Source organism: Bacillus hominis (assembly GCF_030348325.1).
Classification (GTDB): Bacteria; Bacillota; Bacilli; order Bacillales; family Bacillaceae_G; genus Bacillus_A; species Bacillus_A hominis.
This window is the reverse complement of the sequence record NZ_JAUCFS010000005.1, coordinates 3,619,282-3,635,840: the sequence shown is the minus strand read 5'-3', so window position 1 is coordinate 3,635,840 and position 16,559 is coordinate 3,619,282. Positions and strand designations below refer to the sequence as shown.

13 protein-coding genes and 1 riboswitch are annotated in these 16,559 nt (G+C 35.1%); of the genes, 8 read left to right on the top strand and 5 right to left on the bottom strand.

What is annotated here, in order from left to right:
- The first annotated feature begins 120 nt into the window (after positions 1 to 120).
- Positions 121 to 1,797 carry an oligo-1,6-glucosidase gene (malL, locus tag QUF93_RS21255; RefSeq protein ID WP_289360101.1) on the top strand — a complete coding sequence of 559 codons (1,677 nt, stop codon included), beginning with the start codon at positions 121 to 123 and terminating at the stop codon, positions 1,795 to 1,797.
- Between the two features lie 39 nt (positions 1,798 to 1,836).
- Here the strand turns inward: malL and QUF93_RS21250 are convergent, their stop codons facing one another.
- Positions 1,837 to 3,597, bottom strand: coding sequence for an alpha-glycosidase (locus tag QUF93_RS21250; RefSeq protein WP_289360100.1), 1,761 nt, complete (start codon positions 3,595 to 3,597; stop codon positions 1,837 to 1,839).
- Between the two features lie 324 nt (positions 3,598 to 3,921).
- On the opposite strand from QUF93_RS21250, the gene QUF93_RS21245 reads away from it, so the two are divergent.
- From QUF93_RS21245 to malR, 4 genes are all read left to right on the top strand, one after another.
- A complete protein-coding gene (locus QUF93_RS21245; protein ID WP_289360099.1) occupies positions 3,922 to 5,181 on the top strand; it encodes an extracellular solute-binding protein in 1,260 nt (419 codons plus the stop codon).
- Positions 5,182 to 5,257: 76 nt separating this feature from the next.
- Positions 5,258 to 6,559 carry a maltosaccharide ABC transporter permease MalC gene (malC, locus tag QUF93_RS21240; RefSeq protein ID WP_070144701.1) on the top strand — a complete coding sequence of 434 codons (1,302 nt, stop codon included), beginning with the start codon at positions 5,258 to 5,260 and terminating at the stop codon, positions 6,557 to 6,559.
- Positions 6,560 to 7,402: a maltosaccharide ABC transporter permease MalD gene (gene malD, locus QUF93_RS21235; RefSeq protein ID WP_002160656.1), complete on the top strand. Its 843-nt coding sequence runs from the start codon at positions 6,560 to 6,562 to the stop codon at positions 7,400 to 7,402. It begins immediately after the preceding gene.
- A gap of 284 nt (positions 7,403 to 7,686) precedes the next feature.
- Positions 7,687 to 8,709, top strand: coding sequence for a maltose operon transcriptional repressor MalR (malR, locus tag QUF93_RS21230; RefSeq protein ID WP_002122089.1), 1,023 nt, complete (start codon positions 7,687 to 7,689; stop codon positions 8,707 to 8,709).
- Between the two features lie 162 nt (positions 8,710 to 8,871).
- Here malR and QUF93_RS21225 read toward each other — a convergent pair whose 3' ends face one another.
- Positions 8,872 to 10,035, bottom strand: coding sequence for an aminotransferase A (locus QUF93_RS21225; protein ID WP_128281103.1), 1,164 nt, complete (start codon positions 10,033 to 10,035; stop codon positions 8,872 to 8,874).
- A 148-nt stretch (positions 10,036 to 10,183) separates the two neighbouring features.
- Positions 10,184 to 10,384 carry a protein YkzT gene (locus tag QUF93_RS21220; RefSeq protein ID WP_002122085.1) on the bottom strand — a complete coding sequence of 67 codons (201 nt, stop codon included), beginning with the start codon at positions 10,382 to 10,384 and terminating at the stop codon, positions 10,184 to 10,186.
- Between the two features lie 309 nt (positions 10,385 to 10,693).
- On the opposite strand from QUF93_RS21220, the gene kinB reads away from it, so the two are divergent.
- Entirely contained in the window at positions 10,694 to 11,968 is a 1,275-nt protein-coding gene (gene kinB / locus QUF93_RS21215) for a sporulation sensor histidine kinase KinB (protein WP_289360098.1), read from the top strand.
- A 57-nt stretch (positions 11,969 to 12,025) separates the two neighbouring features.
- On the opposite strand, the gene QUF93_RS21210 is transcribed toward kinB, so the two are convergent.
- Complete coding sequence (locus tag QUF93_RS21210) at positions 12,026 to 12,769, bottom strand: DUF3967 domain-containing protein (RefSeq protein WP_289360097.1); 744 nt, start codon at positions 12,767 to 12,769, stop codon at positions 12,026 to 12,028.
- A gap of 236 nt (positions 12,770 to 13,005) precedes the next feature.
- On the opposite strand from QUF93_RS21210, the gene nucA reads away from it, so the two are divergent.
- Both nucA and comJ read left to right on the top strand, forming a co-directional pair.
- Positions 13,006 to 13,440, top strand: a complete 435-nt coding sequence (gene nucA, locus QUF93_RS21205) for a DNA-entry nuclease (RefSeq protein WP_105584684.1) — start codon at positions 13,006 to 13,008, stop codon at positions 13,438 to 13,440.
- 39 nt (positions 13,441 to 13,479) lie between these two features.
- A complete protein-coding gene (gene comJ, locus QUF93_RS21200; RefSeq protein WP_289360096.1) occupies positions 13,480 to 13,866 on the top strand; it encodes a competence protein ComJ in 387 nt (128 codons plus the stop codon).
- 43 nt (positions 13,867 to 13,909) lie between these two features.
- Here comJ and metE read toward each other — a convergent pair whose 3' ends face one another.
- Entirely contained in the window at positions 13,910 to 16,198 is a 2,289-nt protein-coding gene (metE, locus tag QUF93_RS21195; RefSeq protein WP_289360095.1) for a 5-methyltetrahydropteroyltriglutamate--homocysteine S-methyltransferase, read from the bottom strand.
- Between the two features lie 130 nt (positions 16,199 to 16,328).
- Positions 16,329 to 16,516: riboswitch (cobalamin riboswitch) on the bottom strand.
- Positions 16,517 to 16,559 lie beyond the last annotated feature (43 nt).

Here is a 16,559-nt window from a genome sequence, read left to right as displayed (position 1 = left end):
AGAATAATAATTGTAAGCGCTATTTTAAATTAAGATAGAATCTGTTATCATTCATTAATGAAAACGTTTGCGCCTTAAAAAATAGAGGAAATCGAATTATTAATGAAATGGGGTAGCATAATGGAAAAACAATGGTGGAAAGAAAGTGTAGTATATCAAATTTATCCTCGTAGCTTTATGGATAGTAATGGTGATGGTATAGGAGATCTTCGTGGTATTATTTCAAAGCTAGATTACTTAAAAGAATTAGGAATTAATGTAATTTGGTTATCGCCAGTCTATGAATCTCCAAATGATGATAATGGTTATGATATAAGTGATTATTGTAAAATTATGAATGAGTTCGGAACGATGGAAGATTGGGATGAGCTATTACATGAAATGCATGAACGTAATATGAAACTTATGATGGACTTAGTTGTTAATCATACTTCTGATGAACATAATTGGTTTATTGAATCACGTAAATCAAAAGATAATAAATATAGAGATTACTATATATGGCGTCCTGGAAAAGAAGGGAAAGAGCCGAATAATTGGGGAGCAGCTTTTAGTGGATCTGCATGGCAGTATGATGAAATGACAGATGAATATTATTTACATCTGTTTTCTAAAAAACAGCCAGATTTAAACTGGGATAATGAAAAGGTAAGAAATGATGTTTATGAAATGATGAAGTTTTGGTTAGAAAAAGGAATTGATGGATTCCGTATGGATGTAATCAATTTTATTTCTAAAGAAGAAGGTTTACCAACTGTTGAAACGGCTGAAGAGGGATATGTTTCAGGGCATAAGCATTTTATGAATGGCCCAAACATTCATAAATACTTACATGAAATGAATGAAGAAGTATTATCTCATTATGATATTATGACGGTTGGTGAGATGCCTGGTGTAACAACAGAAGAGGCTAAAATGTATACGGGAGAAGCTAGAAAAGAATTACAAATGGTATTCCAATTTGAACATATGGATTTAGATTCAGGAGAAGGTGGGAAATGGGATGTAAAACCATGTTCACTTCTTACTTTAAAAGAGAATTTAACAAAGTGGCAAAAAGCATTAGAACATACAGGATGGAATAGTCTGTATTGGAATAACCATGATCAGCCTCGCGTTGTATCTCGTTTCGGTAATGATGGAATGTATCGTACTGAATCTGCAAAAATGTTAGCAACAGTTCTTCATATGATGAAGGGAACACCGTATATTTATCAAGGGGAAGAAATCGGAATGACTAACGTTCGATTCGAATCAATTGATGAATATCGAGATATTGAAACTTTAAATATGTACAATGAAAAAGTAGTAGACCGTGGTGAAGATAAAGAAAAAGTAATGGAATCTATTTATATAAAAGGCCGAGACAATGCTAGAACTCCGATGCAGTGGGATGATAGAGAACATGCTGGATTTACAGCAGGTGAGCCATGGATTGCGGTAAACCCTAATTACAAAGAGATTAATGTGGAACGTGCAATCCAAGATGAAAACTCCATTTTTTATTACTATAAAAAATTAATTGAGCTACGTAAAAATAATGAGATTGTTGTGTATGGATCGTATGATTTGATTCTAGATAACAATCCGTCTATTTTTGCTTATGTAAGAACATATGGGGAAGAAAAACTTCTTATTATTGCAAACTTTACTGCGGATAAATGTGTATTTGAATTACCTGAGGATATTAGTTACAGTGACTTAGAGTTATTAATACACAATTATGACGTGGAAGTCGGATCGATAGATAACATTACATTACGTCCGTATGAAGCAATGGTATTTAAATTAAAATAAGAAAAAGCCTTATGCGACCTTGGCATAAGGCTTTTTCGATTACCACTTTAATATTGAGAATCCATATGGAGGAAGTGTAAGTTGTAATACACTTGCTTCTGCTGAAAATTCTTCGTTTGTATAAATGTTAATTATTTTCTTCCCAGTAATATGAAGTGGGAGTGAAGTTGTAACTTCACTGTTAGTAGGATTTAAAACGAAAAAGATAGTTTCATCTTCATATGTTTTTGTATAAGAAATATAATTATGTTCATCATTTGCCTCAATGAATTGAAAAGTACCGTTTCCTCCAAATGCTTTATGTTGTTTCCGCAATGAAAGTAATGTTTGTATATGTGTAAATAATGCACGGTCTTGTTCTTTTGTATCCCAAATCATACATTTGCGGCAACCAGGGTCCATGCCACCATCCATACCGATTTCATCTCCGTAATAAATACAAGGAGAACCGATGAAAGAAAGGTGAAATACATAGAGTAACTGTAACTTATTTTTATCCCCGTTACATGTTGCTAAAATTCTAGGTGTGTCATGACTGTCTAATAAATGAAATGCCGCTTCATTTACATTCATAGAGTAGGAATGTAGAGAATCGGTAATTTGTTTCATAAATTCACTTGCATTAATGGACTCGTTAGCAAAGTAAGAAAGTAGAGCGTTTGTAACAGGATAGCTCATTACAGCATCAAATTGATCTCCTTGTAGCCATGGGAGTGCATCGTGCCAAATTTCGCCTAAAATATATACTTCCGGATTTAACGCCTTTATCTCACTTCGGAATTCTCTCCAAAAGCTGTGGTCAACTTCATTTGCTACATCAAGGCGCCAACCATCTATATTGAATTCTCTTACCCAATAACGCCCTACTTCGAGTAAATATTCTTTTACATCTGGGTGGGCCGTATTTAATTTAGGCATATACGGTGTAAATGCGAAAGTATCATAATTAGGAAGTGGCTCAGTTATAATCGGAAATTCATGAATATGGAACCATTCTTTATATGCTGACTTCTCTCCATTTTCTAGTACGTCTTGGAATTTATCGAAAAAGTATCCACTATGATTAAACACTGCATCAAGCATTACTTTTATACCGTGTTTATGACATGCCCCAACGAGTTCTTTAAAAGTTTCTTTCGTTCCGAATTGTGGATCAATTTCCATGTAGTCAATTGTGTCATATTTATGGTTTGAATGAGCTTTGAAAATAGGAGTGAAATATATTCCGGAAATTCCAAGCTTAACAAGGTAATCAAGGTTTTGAATAATACCAGCAAAATCTCCACCGAAAAAATTAGTTGGAGTTGGCTCAGCGCTTCCCCAAGGAAGGGTGTTCGCCGGATTTAATGTGCTATCCCCGTTAGCGAATCGTTCCGGGAAAATTTGATACCATACTGTGTCTTTAATCCAGGATGGTGCCCTGAAAACGTCTTTTGCATGAATGAATGGAAAGCAGAAAAAGTTACCGACATCGTCATTTGGAATATTAGAAAAAAATCCTCGTTCTGTATAAATAAGAGTTTCTACGTCGTTTTTTAATTCGAATCCATAACGTAAGCGTTTAAATTTTGGTTTGATTGAAACCGACCAATAATCAAATAACTCAGTAGATCCGGTTTTTTTCATCGGTGTACTCGCTGTAATCCATTTCCCATCTTGCCATTCGTATGGATCACCGTAGATGAGAGCCGCGCTGTGAACATCATTTCTTTTGGTGTGTATACGGATGTGAATTGTTTTTTCGTCGTAAGCGTATGCATAATTATCTTTTGGCCTATGATAAATCGCTTCTTTAAGCATATAGAAAATCCCCCTTTAATATCTCTATACATATAGTTCCCTTAAACGAAATAATAAAGATTATGTTGCAAACGATTGCCTTCCACATAACTTTAATATTGCTTATAAGAGTAGTATTCATTTTATGTAAAGTCAATGAATAAAGAGTATGATAAGATTATTTTGAAAATTAATATTTGCAAAATGAATAAAAGGATGTATAATGATAGACAAATAGCGCAAACGTTTTCATAGATTTAGATATTGTTTGCGCTTCTATTAAACCATTAAATGCAAACGTTTTCAATTAAAGAGGTACATAGACAATTTAGGGAGGTTTTTGGGATGAAGAAAGCATTATCACTATTAACGATTTCAGCATTGTCAATCGGCATGTTATCTGCATGTGGACCGAAAGATTCAGGAAAAAAAGAGGAAAGTAAAGCGAAGAAAGACTATGATCTTCTCGTTTGGGAAGATGATAAAAAAGGTGTTGGTTTAGAACCAGCAGTGAAAAGCTTTGAAGAAAAATATAAAGTGAAAGTTAAAGTTGTTGAAATGCAAATGACAGATCAAGTGAAAAAGTTACGTCTTGATGGACCAGCGGGGACTGGACCGGATGTTGTAACATTGCCACATGATCAAATCGGAAACGCAGTAACTGAAGGCTTACTTTCTGAAGTGAAAGCAGATGATGCAGTGAAGAGTAAATTTACTGACTTATCAATAGAAGCACAAACATATAACGGTAAGTTATATGGGTTACCAAAAGCGATTGAAACACCGGTCTTTATTTACAATAAAAAGTTTATGCAAAAAGCACCAGAAACAATGGACGAGCTATTTAACTTCTCTAAAGACTTTACGAAGGATGGCAAGTACGGATTTTTAACATTAGGAGATAACTTCTACTTTGCGAATGCATTCATGGCAGGTATGGGCGGTTATGTATTTGGTGATAAAGATGGAAAGCCAAATGCAAGTGATGTTGGGCTAAATAATAGCGGAGCAGTACAAGGCGCTGAATATCTTCAAAAATGGTATAAAGAAAAGCTATTCCCGAAAGGTATTATCGGTGAATCTGGTGGACCTGCTGCTGATGGATTATTCAATGAAGGAAAAGCAGCATCTATTATGAACGGACCGTGGGCGTTCCAAGCGATGGAAAAGAACGGAATTGATTATGGTGTTGCTCCAATGCCGAAATTACCAAATGGTCAACCGATGAAAACATTTGTTGGGGTAAAAGGATGGCATGTAACAAGCTTCTCTAAACAAAATGATTTAGCTACAAAATTCACTGAGTGGGTAACAAATGAAGAAAACGCAAAAATTCGATTTGAGAAGACAAAAGAAATTCCTCCAGTAAAATCAGTAATGGAAGATCCAATTATTAAAGATAATGAAGCTGCAAAAGCAGTTGCAACTCAATCAGAAAATGGAATTCCAATGCCGAATATTCCGGAAATGCAAGAAGTATGGAAACCAGCTGGAGACGCTCTTCAGTTAGTTGTTACAGATAAAGAGGCACCAAAATCCGCGCTTGATAGTGCAGTGAAACAAATTAAAGGAAATATTGAGGCAAATCATAGTAAGAAAAAATAAGGTGAAATTCGTGCCTCTCATATTAGAGGCACGAATTCTCTCCCTTCCAAGTAGGAAGAAAAAAGGGGGAAGGAACATGCAAACATCTATGGAACCAATGAAAGATATGAACGGTTCGAAACATAGGAAAATGGCGACCATGTTATCTATTATTCCAGGTATTGGTCAACTATATAATAAACAATATGTAAAAGGTCTTATTTTTCTAGTATTAACAGGTTCATTTATTGTAGCATTTGCTGATTTGTTAAATATGGGATTATGGGGAATTGTAACGCTCGGTACAGAAGTTCCACGTGACCATTCTGTCTTTCTATTAGTAGAAGGGATTTTGGCACTTATCGTCATAGTGTTTGGACTTGGAATATATGGATTTAACTTATATGATGCATACCAAAATGGGAAGAAACGTGATATAGGAACACCATTAAATTCAGTAAAAGAGCAATACCGTAACTTATTAGATCAAGGTTTTCCATATTTAATGGTTTCACCAGGATTTCTATTACTTATCTTTGTAGTTGTATTTCCAATCATTTTTGTAATTTTAATTGGATTTACGAACTATGACTTATATCACTCTCCTCCAGCTAAATTAGTAGACTGGGTGGGCTTTAAAAACTTTATTGATATTTTCACATTACCAATGTGGAGAGAGACATTTTTAAGTGTATTTTCTTGGACTGTCATTTGGACATTTGTTGCAACAACATTACAAGTTGCACTTGGTATTTTCTTAGCGATTATCGTAAATCAGCCTGGTATTAAAGGTAAGGCAATTATTCGAACAATCTTCATTTTACCGTGGGCTGTTCCAGCATTCGTATCTATTCTTGTTTTCTCGGGTATGTTTAATGAAACATTTGGAGCAATTAATAATCAAGTATTAGCTTTATTCGGGATTGAAAAGATTGCTTGGATGACAGATCCGTTTTGGGCGAAGATTGCTTTAATTATGATCCAAACGTGGCTCGGTTTCCCATTCGTCTTTGCAATGACAACAGGTATATTGCAATCGATTCCAGGAGAATTATATGAAGCGGCTACAGTAGATGGAGCAACTGCTTGGCAACAGTTCCGCAAAATTACATTGCCACTTGTTTTATACGCAACAGCACCAATTTTAATTACACAATATACGTTTAACTTTAATAACTTTAGTATCATTTATCTATTTAACGGCGGAGGTCCTGCTGTAGCGGGGCAAGATGCAGGTGGAACGGATATTTTAATTTCATGGATTTATAAGTTAACGATGACTTCAGCGCAGTACGGAAAAGCAGCAGCTCTTACAATGATTTTATCGTTAATCGTTATTACAGTTGCGTTATGGCAATTTAAGAGAACAAAATCATTCCAAGAAGAGGATATGATGTAAATGAATATTAAACGACAAAAGATGTTACGTCTTTCATTAAGTTATTTGGTTATCTTCATAATGTGTGCGATTATTTTCTATCCATTACTATGGATTATTGGTTCATCGTTTAATCCAGGAGATAGTTTGTCTGGTTCTAGCATTATTCCGAAAAATGCAACGTTAGATCATTATCGTAAGCTACTTGATCTTGATTCAAGTAAGTACTTACTTTGGTATAAAAATACATTAAAAGTTAGTGTTATGACGATGATTTTTTCGGTGTTAGCAATTAGCTTTACTGCTTATGCATTTTCGAGATATCGTTTTGTCGGAAGAAAAAATGGTTTATTAACATTTTTAATTCTACAAATGATTCCGAACTTTGCAGCGTTAATCGCACTATACGTATTAGCGCAGTTAACAGGATTAATTGATACACATCTTGCATTAATTTTAATTTATGTGGGCGGGGCAATCCCGATGAATACTTGGCTTATGAAAGGGTATTTTGATACGATTCCGAAAGAGTTGGATGAGTCAGCCCGCATGGACGGAGCAGGACATTTCCGTATTTTTTGGCAAATCATTATGCCGCTTGCAAAGCCAATCGTAGCGGTTGTAGCATTATTCACTTTCATCGGTCCATTTACAGATTTCATTTTAGCAAGTATTATTTTGCGTACACCAGAAAATTACACTTTAGCAGTTGGATTATATGAAATGGTAGCGAAGAAATTTGGTAATGAATTTACGACGTTTGCAGCGGGTTCTGTATTAATTGCAATCCCGATTTCAATTTTATTCCTATCACTACAAAAATACTTTATTTCTGGTTTAACAGCTGGAGGTACGAAAGGATGAAAAATGGGACACTGCGTCCCATTTTTCTTTTCATCTCCCTATAAAAAGCTTTATAGGGAGATGAAAAGGGATTTGACATCACATGTGAAAAGAAGTGCAATAAATAGTATATTATAGTATAGGAAAAAAGAGCTATATCCCTTACAATACATGAAGAGGGAGAATATGATAAGTTTTGAAAGATAGAATAAATAAATGAAAGTTTATGACTTCTCCTATTACTTGCACCGATTGCAAGATAACAATATATGAAATATGACAGAGAAGTGAGAGGGGGGATTTTTATGACAGTTACAATTAAAGATGTGGCGAAGAAGGCAAATGTTGCACCATCGACAGTTTCCCGTGTAATTGCTGATAATCCAAGTATAAGTGAAAAGACAAAACGCCGTGTTCGAAAAGTGATGAGTGAACTAGGCTATCACCCAAATTTAAATGCAAGAAACCTTGCAAATCAAACAACGAAAACGCTTGGGCTCGTTATGCCGAGCTCAGCAAGTAAAGCTTTTCAAAATCCATTCTTTCCAGAAGTTATAAGAGGAATTAGCTCATTTGCACATATGGAAGGGTATGCGCTCTATATGTCGACAGGTGAAACGGAAGAAGAAATTTTTAATGGTGTTGTAAAGATGGTACAAGGGCGTCAAATTGGTGGAATTATTCTTTTATATTCAAGAGAAAATGACCGGATTATTCAGTATTTGCATAATCAAAAATTCCCGTTTGTATTGATTGGAAAACCATATGATCGAAAAGATGAAATTACATATGTAGATAATGACAATTATACAGCAGCAAGAGAAGTAGCGGAATATTTGATTTCATTAGGCCATAAACAAATTGCGTTCATTGGTGGGGGCTCAGATTTACTTGTAACGAGAGAGCGTTTAGCTGGTATGAGTGACGCTTTAAAATTAGCAGATATTGTATTACCAAAAGAGTATATTTTACATTTTGATTTTTCAAGGGAAAGTGGTCAACAAGCCGTTGAGGAATTAATGGGGCTGAAACAACCGCCGACGGCAATTATGGCAACGGACGATTTAATTGGACTTGGTGTGTTAAGTGCTCTTTCTAAAAAAGGGTTCGTTGTACCGAAGGATGTTTCTATTGTAAGCTTTAACAATGCCTTATTATCAGAAATAGCTAGTCCACCACTTTCGACAGTTGATGTGAATATTTATCAATTAGGGTATGAAGCAGCAAAAGCATTAGTCGATAAGGTAGAGCATTCTGAATCTACTTCAAAATGCATTATTATTCCGCATAAATTATTGAAGCGTCAAACTTGTGATCATTACGCATAAAGTGAAACTTTAATCAGTGGGGGGTTCATCCCCACTGATTATTAGCCTTCACCAATCGGGCGTCCACGGGCAGCCCGACTCCCACCTAACTTCTTTGCTCCAGCCGAATTTTGAGGTGGGGGTTTTACTGTCCGCAAATAGCGGGATAAAAAAGCTAAGAGTTTAACTCTTAGCTTTTTGCTTTAAAAAGGCTTCTAAACGGTCACAACCTTCTTTTAAAGTTTCTATACTGTAAGCATAGGAAAGGCGAAGGTAGCCTTCACCGTATTCGGAAAATGCGGTTCCAGGAACCACGGCCAGCCCAGCTTCTTTTACAAGATCAAGTGCAAAATCAAATGATGAAGAGGTTAAGTTTCCGACATATGGGAATAAGTAAAACGCACCTGTTGGCTTCTCAACGGTTAAGCCCATTTGAATGAGTCTATTATATACATAATCACGGCGTTTTTTGTATTGATAGCGCATCATCTTCGGTGCATCTTTAGCAGCTGTTAATGCTTCAATTGCAGCATGTTGTGCGATTGAATTCGCACATGTCACATTATATTGATGAACTTTTAAAATATGCTTTGCTAAATAATCCGGAGCAAATAAAAAGCCGATTCGCCACCCTGTCATAGAATGTGATTTAGCTAAGCCATTAATGACAATCGTTTTGTCACGCATTTCTGGGAATTGAGCGATAGATGTATGTTGTCCTTCATATACTAGCTCGCTATATATTTCGTCAGAAAGAACGAAAATATTTTTATCTTTTAAAACAGATACAATCGTTTCTAATTCTTCTTTTGGCAATGTAACGCCAGTCGGATTAGATGGATACGGTAAAACGACGCATCTTGTTCGTTCTGAAATTGCATTTTGCAGAGCTTCAGCTGTTAAACGAAATCCAGTTTCACGAACATCTATAAAGATAGGTGTTGCACCGCATTGTCGAATAATAGGCTCATAACCTGGATAAATAGGAGCAGGTAAAATCACTTCCGTTCCTGGCTCTAAAATTGTTCGGAATGCAACATCAATCGCTTCACTAGCACCGATTGTAACGATGGTTTCGTTTTCAGGTGAATAGTGTAAATCGTAATTATCTTTTACAAAGTTACAAGCCGCCTCGCGTAATTTTAGTAAACCAGCGTTATGTGTATAGCTTGTATAATTTTCTGTAATGGCCCGTTTAGCAGCTTCTTTTACTAGAGAAGGTGTAGGGAAATCGGGTTGCCCAATTGTTAAAGAGATGAGATTATCATAATTTTGAATCATGTTAGAGAATTGACGGATTCCAGAAATTTGGATATCCTTCACTCTAGGGTTAATGAATTGTTCCATTGTATCTCCCTTTCTTCCGTTTGAAAATTAAGTTCATTTTATCATATTTTTTAGTATTACGCAGGGAAATCCTACTGATTTAAGTTTCGCTGTATTTAAGAAGAAAAGTTGTGTATAGTGCACAAAAAAAGCCGCTGAAAGCGACTTTTTAATAACCATATTCCCAATCTATTTCATCTTCGTTCCAAAGTACTGAAGATACTTTGCCAAGATGGACAACGGATTCATTTACAGCACATGTACAGTTTTCTTTTCCCGTCTTATGTTGCAATTCTTCGTATACTGATTTTTCAACGTTTTCTAGCACAACCAAATTCTCTTCTTTTAAAACAAGCGTAGTACCCGCCATATTTATCTTCCTCCTACTAAAGTAATGATCACTTATTTGTAAACATAGATAGTATGGATTATATGCTGTAGTTTGCGATAGTTGTCCGTCTGATGAAGTGTTTTTTATTTTCTTTGTAATCCGTATTCATTGTATACTGCACGAAGGAAATTTGGTACAGGGTTTACAATCATTTCGGAAATCTGTAACATTTATTATGAGTTGTTAACAAATAATTAACAAAAATGTTAAGAAAAATCAAAATTTTAAAACAAATAGACCTATAAAATGATATAATCATATCAAAATACATATAGGGGATGAGAGGCTATGGAGCTTATCCGTGATTTAATGATCCAAATTGCCATCATTATTTTGCCGCTATTTTTATATGAAGCGATTCGTTTAAATCGTTATCAAGAAATGCTTCCGAAGCCTAATCGCTACTTTATTATGTTTTTATCTAGCGTTACACTTGTTCTCTCCATGACATACTCTATTTGTTTTGATACCGTTTGCGGATACAATTTCCATCCAATCCCGATTGTTAGTGGTTTTTTATATGGTGGGATCGTTGGGCTCATCCCTGCCATTATTTTCGTTACATATGAATGGTTTTTAAAGGGAATCAGTTGGCTTCCTATAGTAGAAGTAATATTTCTTTCGATAATTCCATTGTTCTTGTCAAAGAAATGGTCTCTTTTTTTAAGAGATAAAAAGCTAATATTAGCTTTTATGATTTCATCATTTTATGTTCTTGTTTCATTAGTATTTGCTATGTTTAATGTCCTCTTGGAGACAGGTTTTACACCGTATATATCTTATCTATATAGTGGATATATATTTGCTTCGCTTATTATGGTTATGACAATGGTATTTCAAGTATATTTGACGGAGTATTTAAATGAAAATGCGATACTACGTACAGAAATGCAAAAATCAGAAAAACTTAATATTGTAAGTGAGTTAGCTGCAAGTGTAGCACATGAAGTTCGAAATCCTCTCACTGTTGTACGGGGGTTTATCCAATTACTAGAGAGTACGGAAGACGTGAAAAATAAAGATTATATGCGTCTCGTATTAGCTGAATTAGATCGTGCTGAACAAATTATTTCAGATTATTTGAATTTAGCACGGCCTCAAATTGAAAAAAAAGAACATATTTGTTTATCAGCGCAATTGATTGAAATGACAACTCTTATGTCATCATTTGCAGCGATGCAAGGTGTATATTTGCAAGTTGAGATTTCCGAGAGTCTTTATACAATCGGTGATAAGACGAAGTTGAAGCAAGCTATTATGAATGTTGTTAAAAACGGTATTGAAGCAATTCAAGGAAACAAAGGATATTTAAAAGTAACAGCTGTTCAAAAAGATGAAATAATCGTAATAAAAGTTAAAGATAGCGGTGTTGGAATGACAAAAGAACAGTTAACAAGGCTTGGGCAACCATATTATTCTTTAAAAGAAAAAGGGACAGGGTTAGGTCTTATGGTAACATTTAGTATTTTACAAGCGCATAATGGTACACTGGAATATAAAAGTGAAAGTGGAAAGGGAACTGAAGCGATTATTATATTGCCAGCTGTAAGGAATAGGGAATAAAAGTTACCGGCAGAAGGTAACTTTTTATTTTATATTGTATTAGAAAGATATGGAGTTTTATTCATTTGTTTTTTCTTGCTTTGTTCGAATAAATAAACTTCTAAAAGATTGAAAGAAGCTTTGCTCTTTTGAGGCGGCGACTAATCTTTTTGTTTCTTGAATTTCGCGAATAACTTGCATAAGTTGTGCATCACGGTTGCTGTCTTTATTATAAATTTGACTTACAAGTTTATTCATTTTTTCTTCTTGTTTGGATTCACGTTTATACATATGATTCATTAATAAGTCCATCTTTTCTTTTTGGAGTGCATCTGTTTGAGCGGCATGATCAACAAGCTCTTGTAGCATTTTTTCTTGTGAACCTTCTTTTACATAAACTTGTTGCATTAGCTCATCTAACTTCTCGTCTTTTAAACGATTTTGTGTAATAAGGGTAGAATTTTGATGAATAATTGCTTCATTTAATTGGGCGAGCATCTCAAGTTTTAACATGAATTCTTCAAAGTTACGCCCATCTTCTTTAGGTTGCACTTCTTGTTTATCTTGAATAATAGGCACAGGTGGAGCTTCTTTTTCTTTTAAAATAATAGGTATTGTTTCTGAAATATCTTCTTGTAATGTAGCAGCTCTTTCATGTATAGATTTCAATAGTTTTAAATCATCCAGTTTATAAATACGAGCGTCAGCTGTTTTTGAAATGATATAACCGTGTTCCTCTAATAGTTGGCTATATTTTCGAACTATATGTTTTGGGATGCCTGTTTTATTTGTAACATCTTTCGTTTTATAAATAGCTTCCATGAGATTTCCTCCCCAAAAAGTATCGTATATATCATTTCAATCTTTTATGAGGACTTCCTTTGAAAAAGAATGTCGGAAGGTTATTAGTTTTCTACAGCATTAGAGAAATGATGAGGAAAAATGAGTGTTTTTGGCGAAATAGCAGGGCTACGCTAAAATAATGTCTGAAAACATATACAGGAGAAGTTTGTTATAATAGCTGAGGAAAAGAAATTGGTAGGAACGCGGAGGTACACATGAAGCAATTTAAAGGTATTATCATTTCAATTATTGCAATTCTTTCTCTTTTGGTAGCGGTATATGAAGTACTTGTGCCAGAGGAGACAAGTACTAAAAAAACAACTACATATGATCAAATTCTAGAATTTCCGAAAGAACGTTATCCAGAGACGGGGAAACATATTACGAATGCTATAAAAGAAGGGCATTCAGAAATGTGTACAATTGATCGTAATGGTGCAGCGGATAGAAGGAAATTATCGTTAGCGCCATATCCGACGAAGAAGGGCTATGATCGTGATGAATGGCCGATGGCGATGTGTAAGGAAGGCGGAAAAGGAGCTCATATTGAATATATAAGTCCAGCAGATAACCGCGGTGCAGGTTCTTGGGTAGGGAATAAGCTAGACAAATACCCAGATGGTACGCGTGTGAAATTTGAAGTGAAATAGTAACTAGCATACATTTCATAGTGGAGGAGAGGGATAGTTATGGAACTAACAATTTCATATTCGCAATTAATGATAATGAATTATGATGGTCAGCAGCCTTATGTAGATTGGACTCCTGAAGATTTTGAGAGAGGCTATGCTGAGGTGGATGGAGCTATTATTTTTGAAGCAATCTCTGACTATACTTGTGAAGTGGAAGTTACTTGCGGAAATCATATTGAGAAAGAAGAAGTGGTTAGAACGATATCAGTTCCTTTCACAGTCAAGAATGAAGAAGTATATATAACAAGTATTCTTTCTAATAAATTGCATATTCCTATTCCGAATGGGGAATATATGATAGTCTTGCAGGCAACTCCTCTTGAAGAGCCAACAGACGATGAATTGTATAAAGTACAATACGACTTCTATTTTGAGAGTGTATAATAAAAAAACGTGTTATCCGTTTTGAAGGATAACACGTTTTTTATTATGCATTTGTCTTTAAGAGAGAACGAGCGTCTTTTGCTGCCAGAACCATGTGCTCTAAAGCAGGTATAACTTCCTCAGTTCTTCGTGTTTTTAAACCACAGTCTGGATTAATCCAGAAGTATTTAGGATCACATACTTGTAAAGATTGTTCTACGATTGCAAACATTTCATCTTTACTTGGGACACGTGGGCTATGAATATCATATACACCTAGACCGATTCCTTTTTCATATGTTGTATGTTTTAATGTATGAATAAATTCTCCATGACTTCTTGATGTTTCGATAGAAATAACATCTGCATCTAACGCACGAATTGCATCTACAATATCTTCGAAGTTACTGTAACACATATGAGTATGAATTTGTGTTTCATTTTCTACAGAAGATGTTGCTAATAGGAATGATTGAACTGCCCATGTAATGTATGCATCCCAATCTTTTTCTTTTAACGGCATACCTTCACGAAGTGCAGGCTCATCGACTTGGATTACTCTAATTCCGGAAGATTCAAGCAATTCAATTTCATGACGAAGTGCTAATGCAATTTGATATGAAACTTCTTTTCTTGAAATATCATTTCGAACGAATGACCAATTTAAAATAGTGACAGGTCCAGTTAGCATACCTTTTACTACTTTCTCTGTTAAGCTTTGTGCATATACAGTTTCTTTAATAGTCATTCCACTTATAAAGGCAACATCACCATAAATAACAGGTGGTTTTACGCAGCGAGAACCGTATGATTGTACCCAGCCGTTTTTAGTAAAGGAGAAACCAGCAAGTCTTTCTCCAAAATATTCCACCATGTCAGTTCTTTCGAATTCACCATGTACTAGTACATCAAGACCAATATCTTCTTGGTAACGAATCCATTTAGCAGTTTCTTGTTCAATGAATTGATTATATTGTTCATTTGTAATATCGCCGTTACGCCACTGTTTACGTGTTTGACGAACTTCAGACGTTTGCGGGAAGCTACCGATAGTTGTTGTTGGTAACAACGGTAATTGTAAAGCTACTTGCTGTAGTTCATATCGTTTTTCAAATGGAAGAGGACGTGAGAAATCATCTTCTTTAAGTGATGTACGTGCCACTTTTACATCTTCACGATTACGTGCAGCTGATGAGCGGATTGCATGATGTGCATTACGATATGTTGTCAGATCGCTACTGATGCTTTCTACACCTTTAGTAAGAGCAGAATGGATAAGGACTAGTTCTTCTAATTTTTGATTAGCAAATGCAAGTGCATCAAATAATTCAGTTGCTAAGTGCGTTTCTTCCATTTTATCAATTGGAGTATGCAATAAGCTACAAGAAGGTTGAACAATTAAACCTTTTGCTGTGATTTGATTTTGTAATGTTGTAAATAAAGAAAGTACATCATCAAGATCAGCTCTCCAAATGTTACGGCCATCTATACAACCGATAGCTAAAATTTTATCAGCTGGGAATCCATATTTTGAAATAGCATTTACATTACCTTCTTTGCCATGAACAAAGTCTAATCCAATACCAGAAACAGGGAATGTAATGATTTCTTCATAGTTCTCTTCTACACTATCAAAATATGTTTGTAGAAGAAGATTAGCATTCGGAACCTCTTTATGAATAGCTTCGTAAAGTTCTTTAGCCTGATTCATTTCATCTTTTGTTAAAGATGCAAAGATTGGTTCGTCAACTTGAATAATTTGTGCTCCAGCTGCGTGTAATTCAGAGAATAATTGTACATAAGGTGCAACTAGCTCTTTTAAAATAGTGGCAAATTGCTCTTCGTTATAACCTTTTGCTAGTTTTAGGAATGTATAAGGTCCTAAAATAACTGGTTTTCCATCAACGCCTAACTCTTTTTTCGCTTCTTCATATAAACGAAGAGGACGGTTGTCCTTTAAAGAGATTTGTAATCCTTCTTCATATTCAGGAACAATATAATGATAGTTTGTGTTAAACCATTTTGTCATTTCAGAAGCAACGTGATCTTTAGAGCCGCGTGCCATTGCAAAATATGCATCAAGGTAAGATGTAAATTTTGAAAAACGTGACGGGATGAATCCTAACATGTAAGCCGTATCCAGAACGTGGTCATAATATGTAAAATCGCCAACTGGAATTAATTCAATTCCTTTTTCTTGCTGTACTTTGACGTGTTGAAGGCGAATTTCTTTCATTGTCGTTAAAAATTGTTCTTCATTAATTTTATTGGACCAAAAAGCTTCCAATGTTTTTTTCCACTCTCGTTGTAGTCCGATACGTGGATAACCTAAGTTACTTGTTTGAATTGCCATTTTAAATTCCTCCCTAATTGAAAGTAAGCATTTCCGTTTACTCGGAAATACCTATAACAAAAAGCATAAAGGCATAGAAAAATAAGCCTTCCTTTTTGTTCTTAACACCTCATCATCATCCGTGAGTCTATCAGTGTTGTTAAAATAGGCAGGTCTCCTGACTTATGCTTCATATAATTTCTTTCACCTTCCCGTTTTCACAGTGGCACAAAAAAGAAATCTCAGCATTTACAGTGGCGGGACCGTGTTGGAGTTTCACCAAACTTCCCTTTTAAACACGAAGTGAAATATTCGTGTACCTATTTTCCTTTTGAAAGGAATTTAACAAGCGATATGATATTGAAACAAATTCTAACACAAT

Coding starts and splice junctions, on each gene's coding strand:
- comJ (WP_289360096.1), top strand. CDS start 13,480: ATGGAACTAACAATTTCATATTCGCAATTAATGATAATGAATTATGAT.
- malD (WP_002160656.1), top strand. CDS start 6,560: ATGAATATTAAACGACAAAAGATGTTACGTCTTTCATTAAGTTATTTG.
- QUF93_RS21250 (WP_289360100.1), bottom strand. CDS start 3,597: ATGCTTAAAGAAGCGATTTATCATAGGCCAAAAGATAATTATGCATAC.
- metE (WP_289360095.1), bottom strand. CDS start 16,198: ATGGCAATTCAAACAAGTAACTTAGGTTATCCACGTATCGGACTACAA.
- nucA (WP_105584684.1), top strand. CDS start 13,006: ATGAAGCAATTTAAAGGTATTATCATTTCAATTATTGCAATTCTTTCT.
- QUF93_RS21210 (WP_289360097.1), bottom strand. CDS start 12,769: ATGGAAGCTATTTATAAAACGAAAGATGTTACAAATAAAACAGGCATC.
- QUF93_RS21220 (WP_002122085.1), bottom strand. CDS start 10,384: ATGGCGGGTACTACGCTTGTTTTAAAAGAAGAGAATTTGGTTGTGCTA.
- malC (WP_070144701.1), top strand. CDS start 5,258: ATGCAAACATCTATGGAACCAATGAAAGATATGAACGGTTCGAAACAT.
- QUF93_RS21225 (WP_128281103.1), bottom strand. CDS start 10,035: ATGGAACAATTCATTAACCCTAGAGTGAAGGATATCCAAATTTCTGGA.
- QUF93_RS21245 (WP_289360099.1), top strand. CDS start 3,922: ATGAAGAAAGCATTATCACTATTAACGATTTCAGCATTGTCAATCGGC.
- malL (WP_289360101.1), top strand. CDS start 121: ATGGAAAAACAATGGTGGAAAGAAAGTGTAGTATATCAAATTTATCCT.
- kinB (WP_289360098.1), top strand. CDS start 10,694: ATGGAGCTTATCCGTGATTTAATGATCCAAATTGCCATCATTATTTTG.
- malR (WP_002122089.1), top strand. CDS start 7,687: ATGACAGTTACAATTAAAGATGTGGCGAAGAAGGCAAATGTTGCACCA.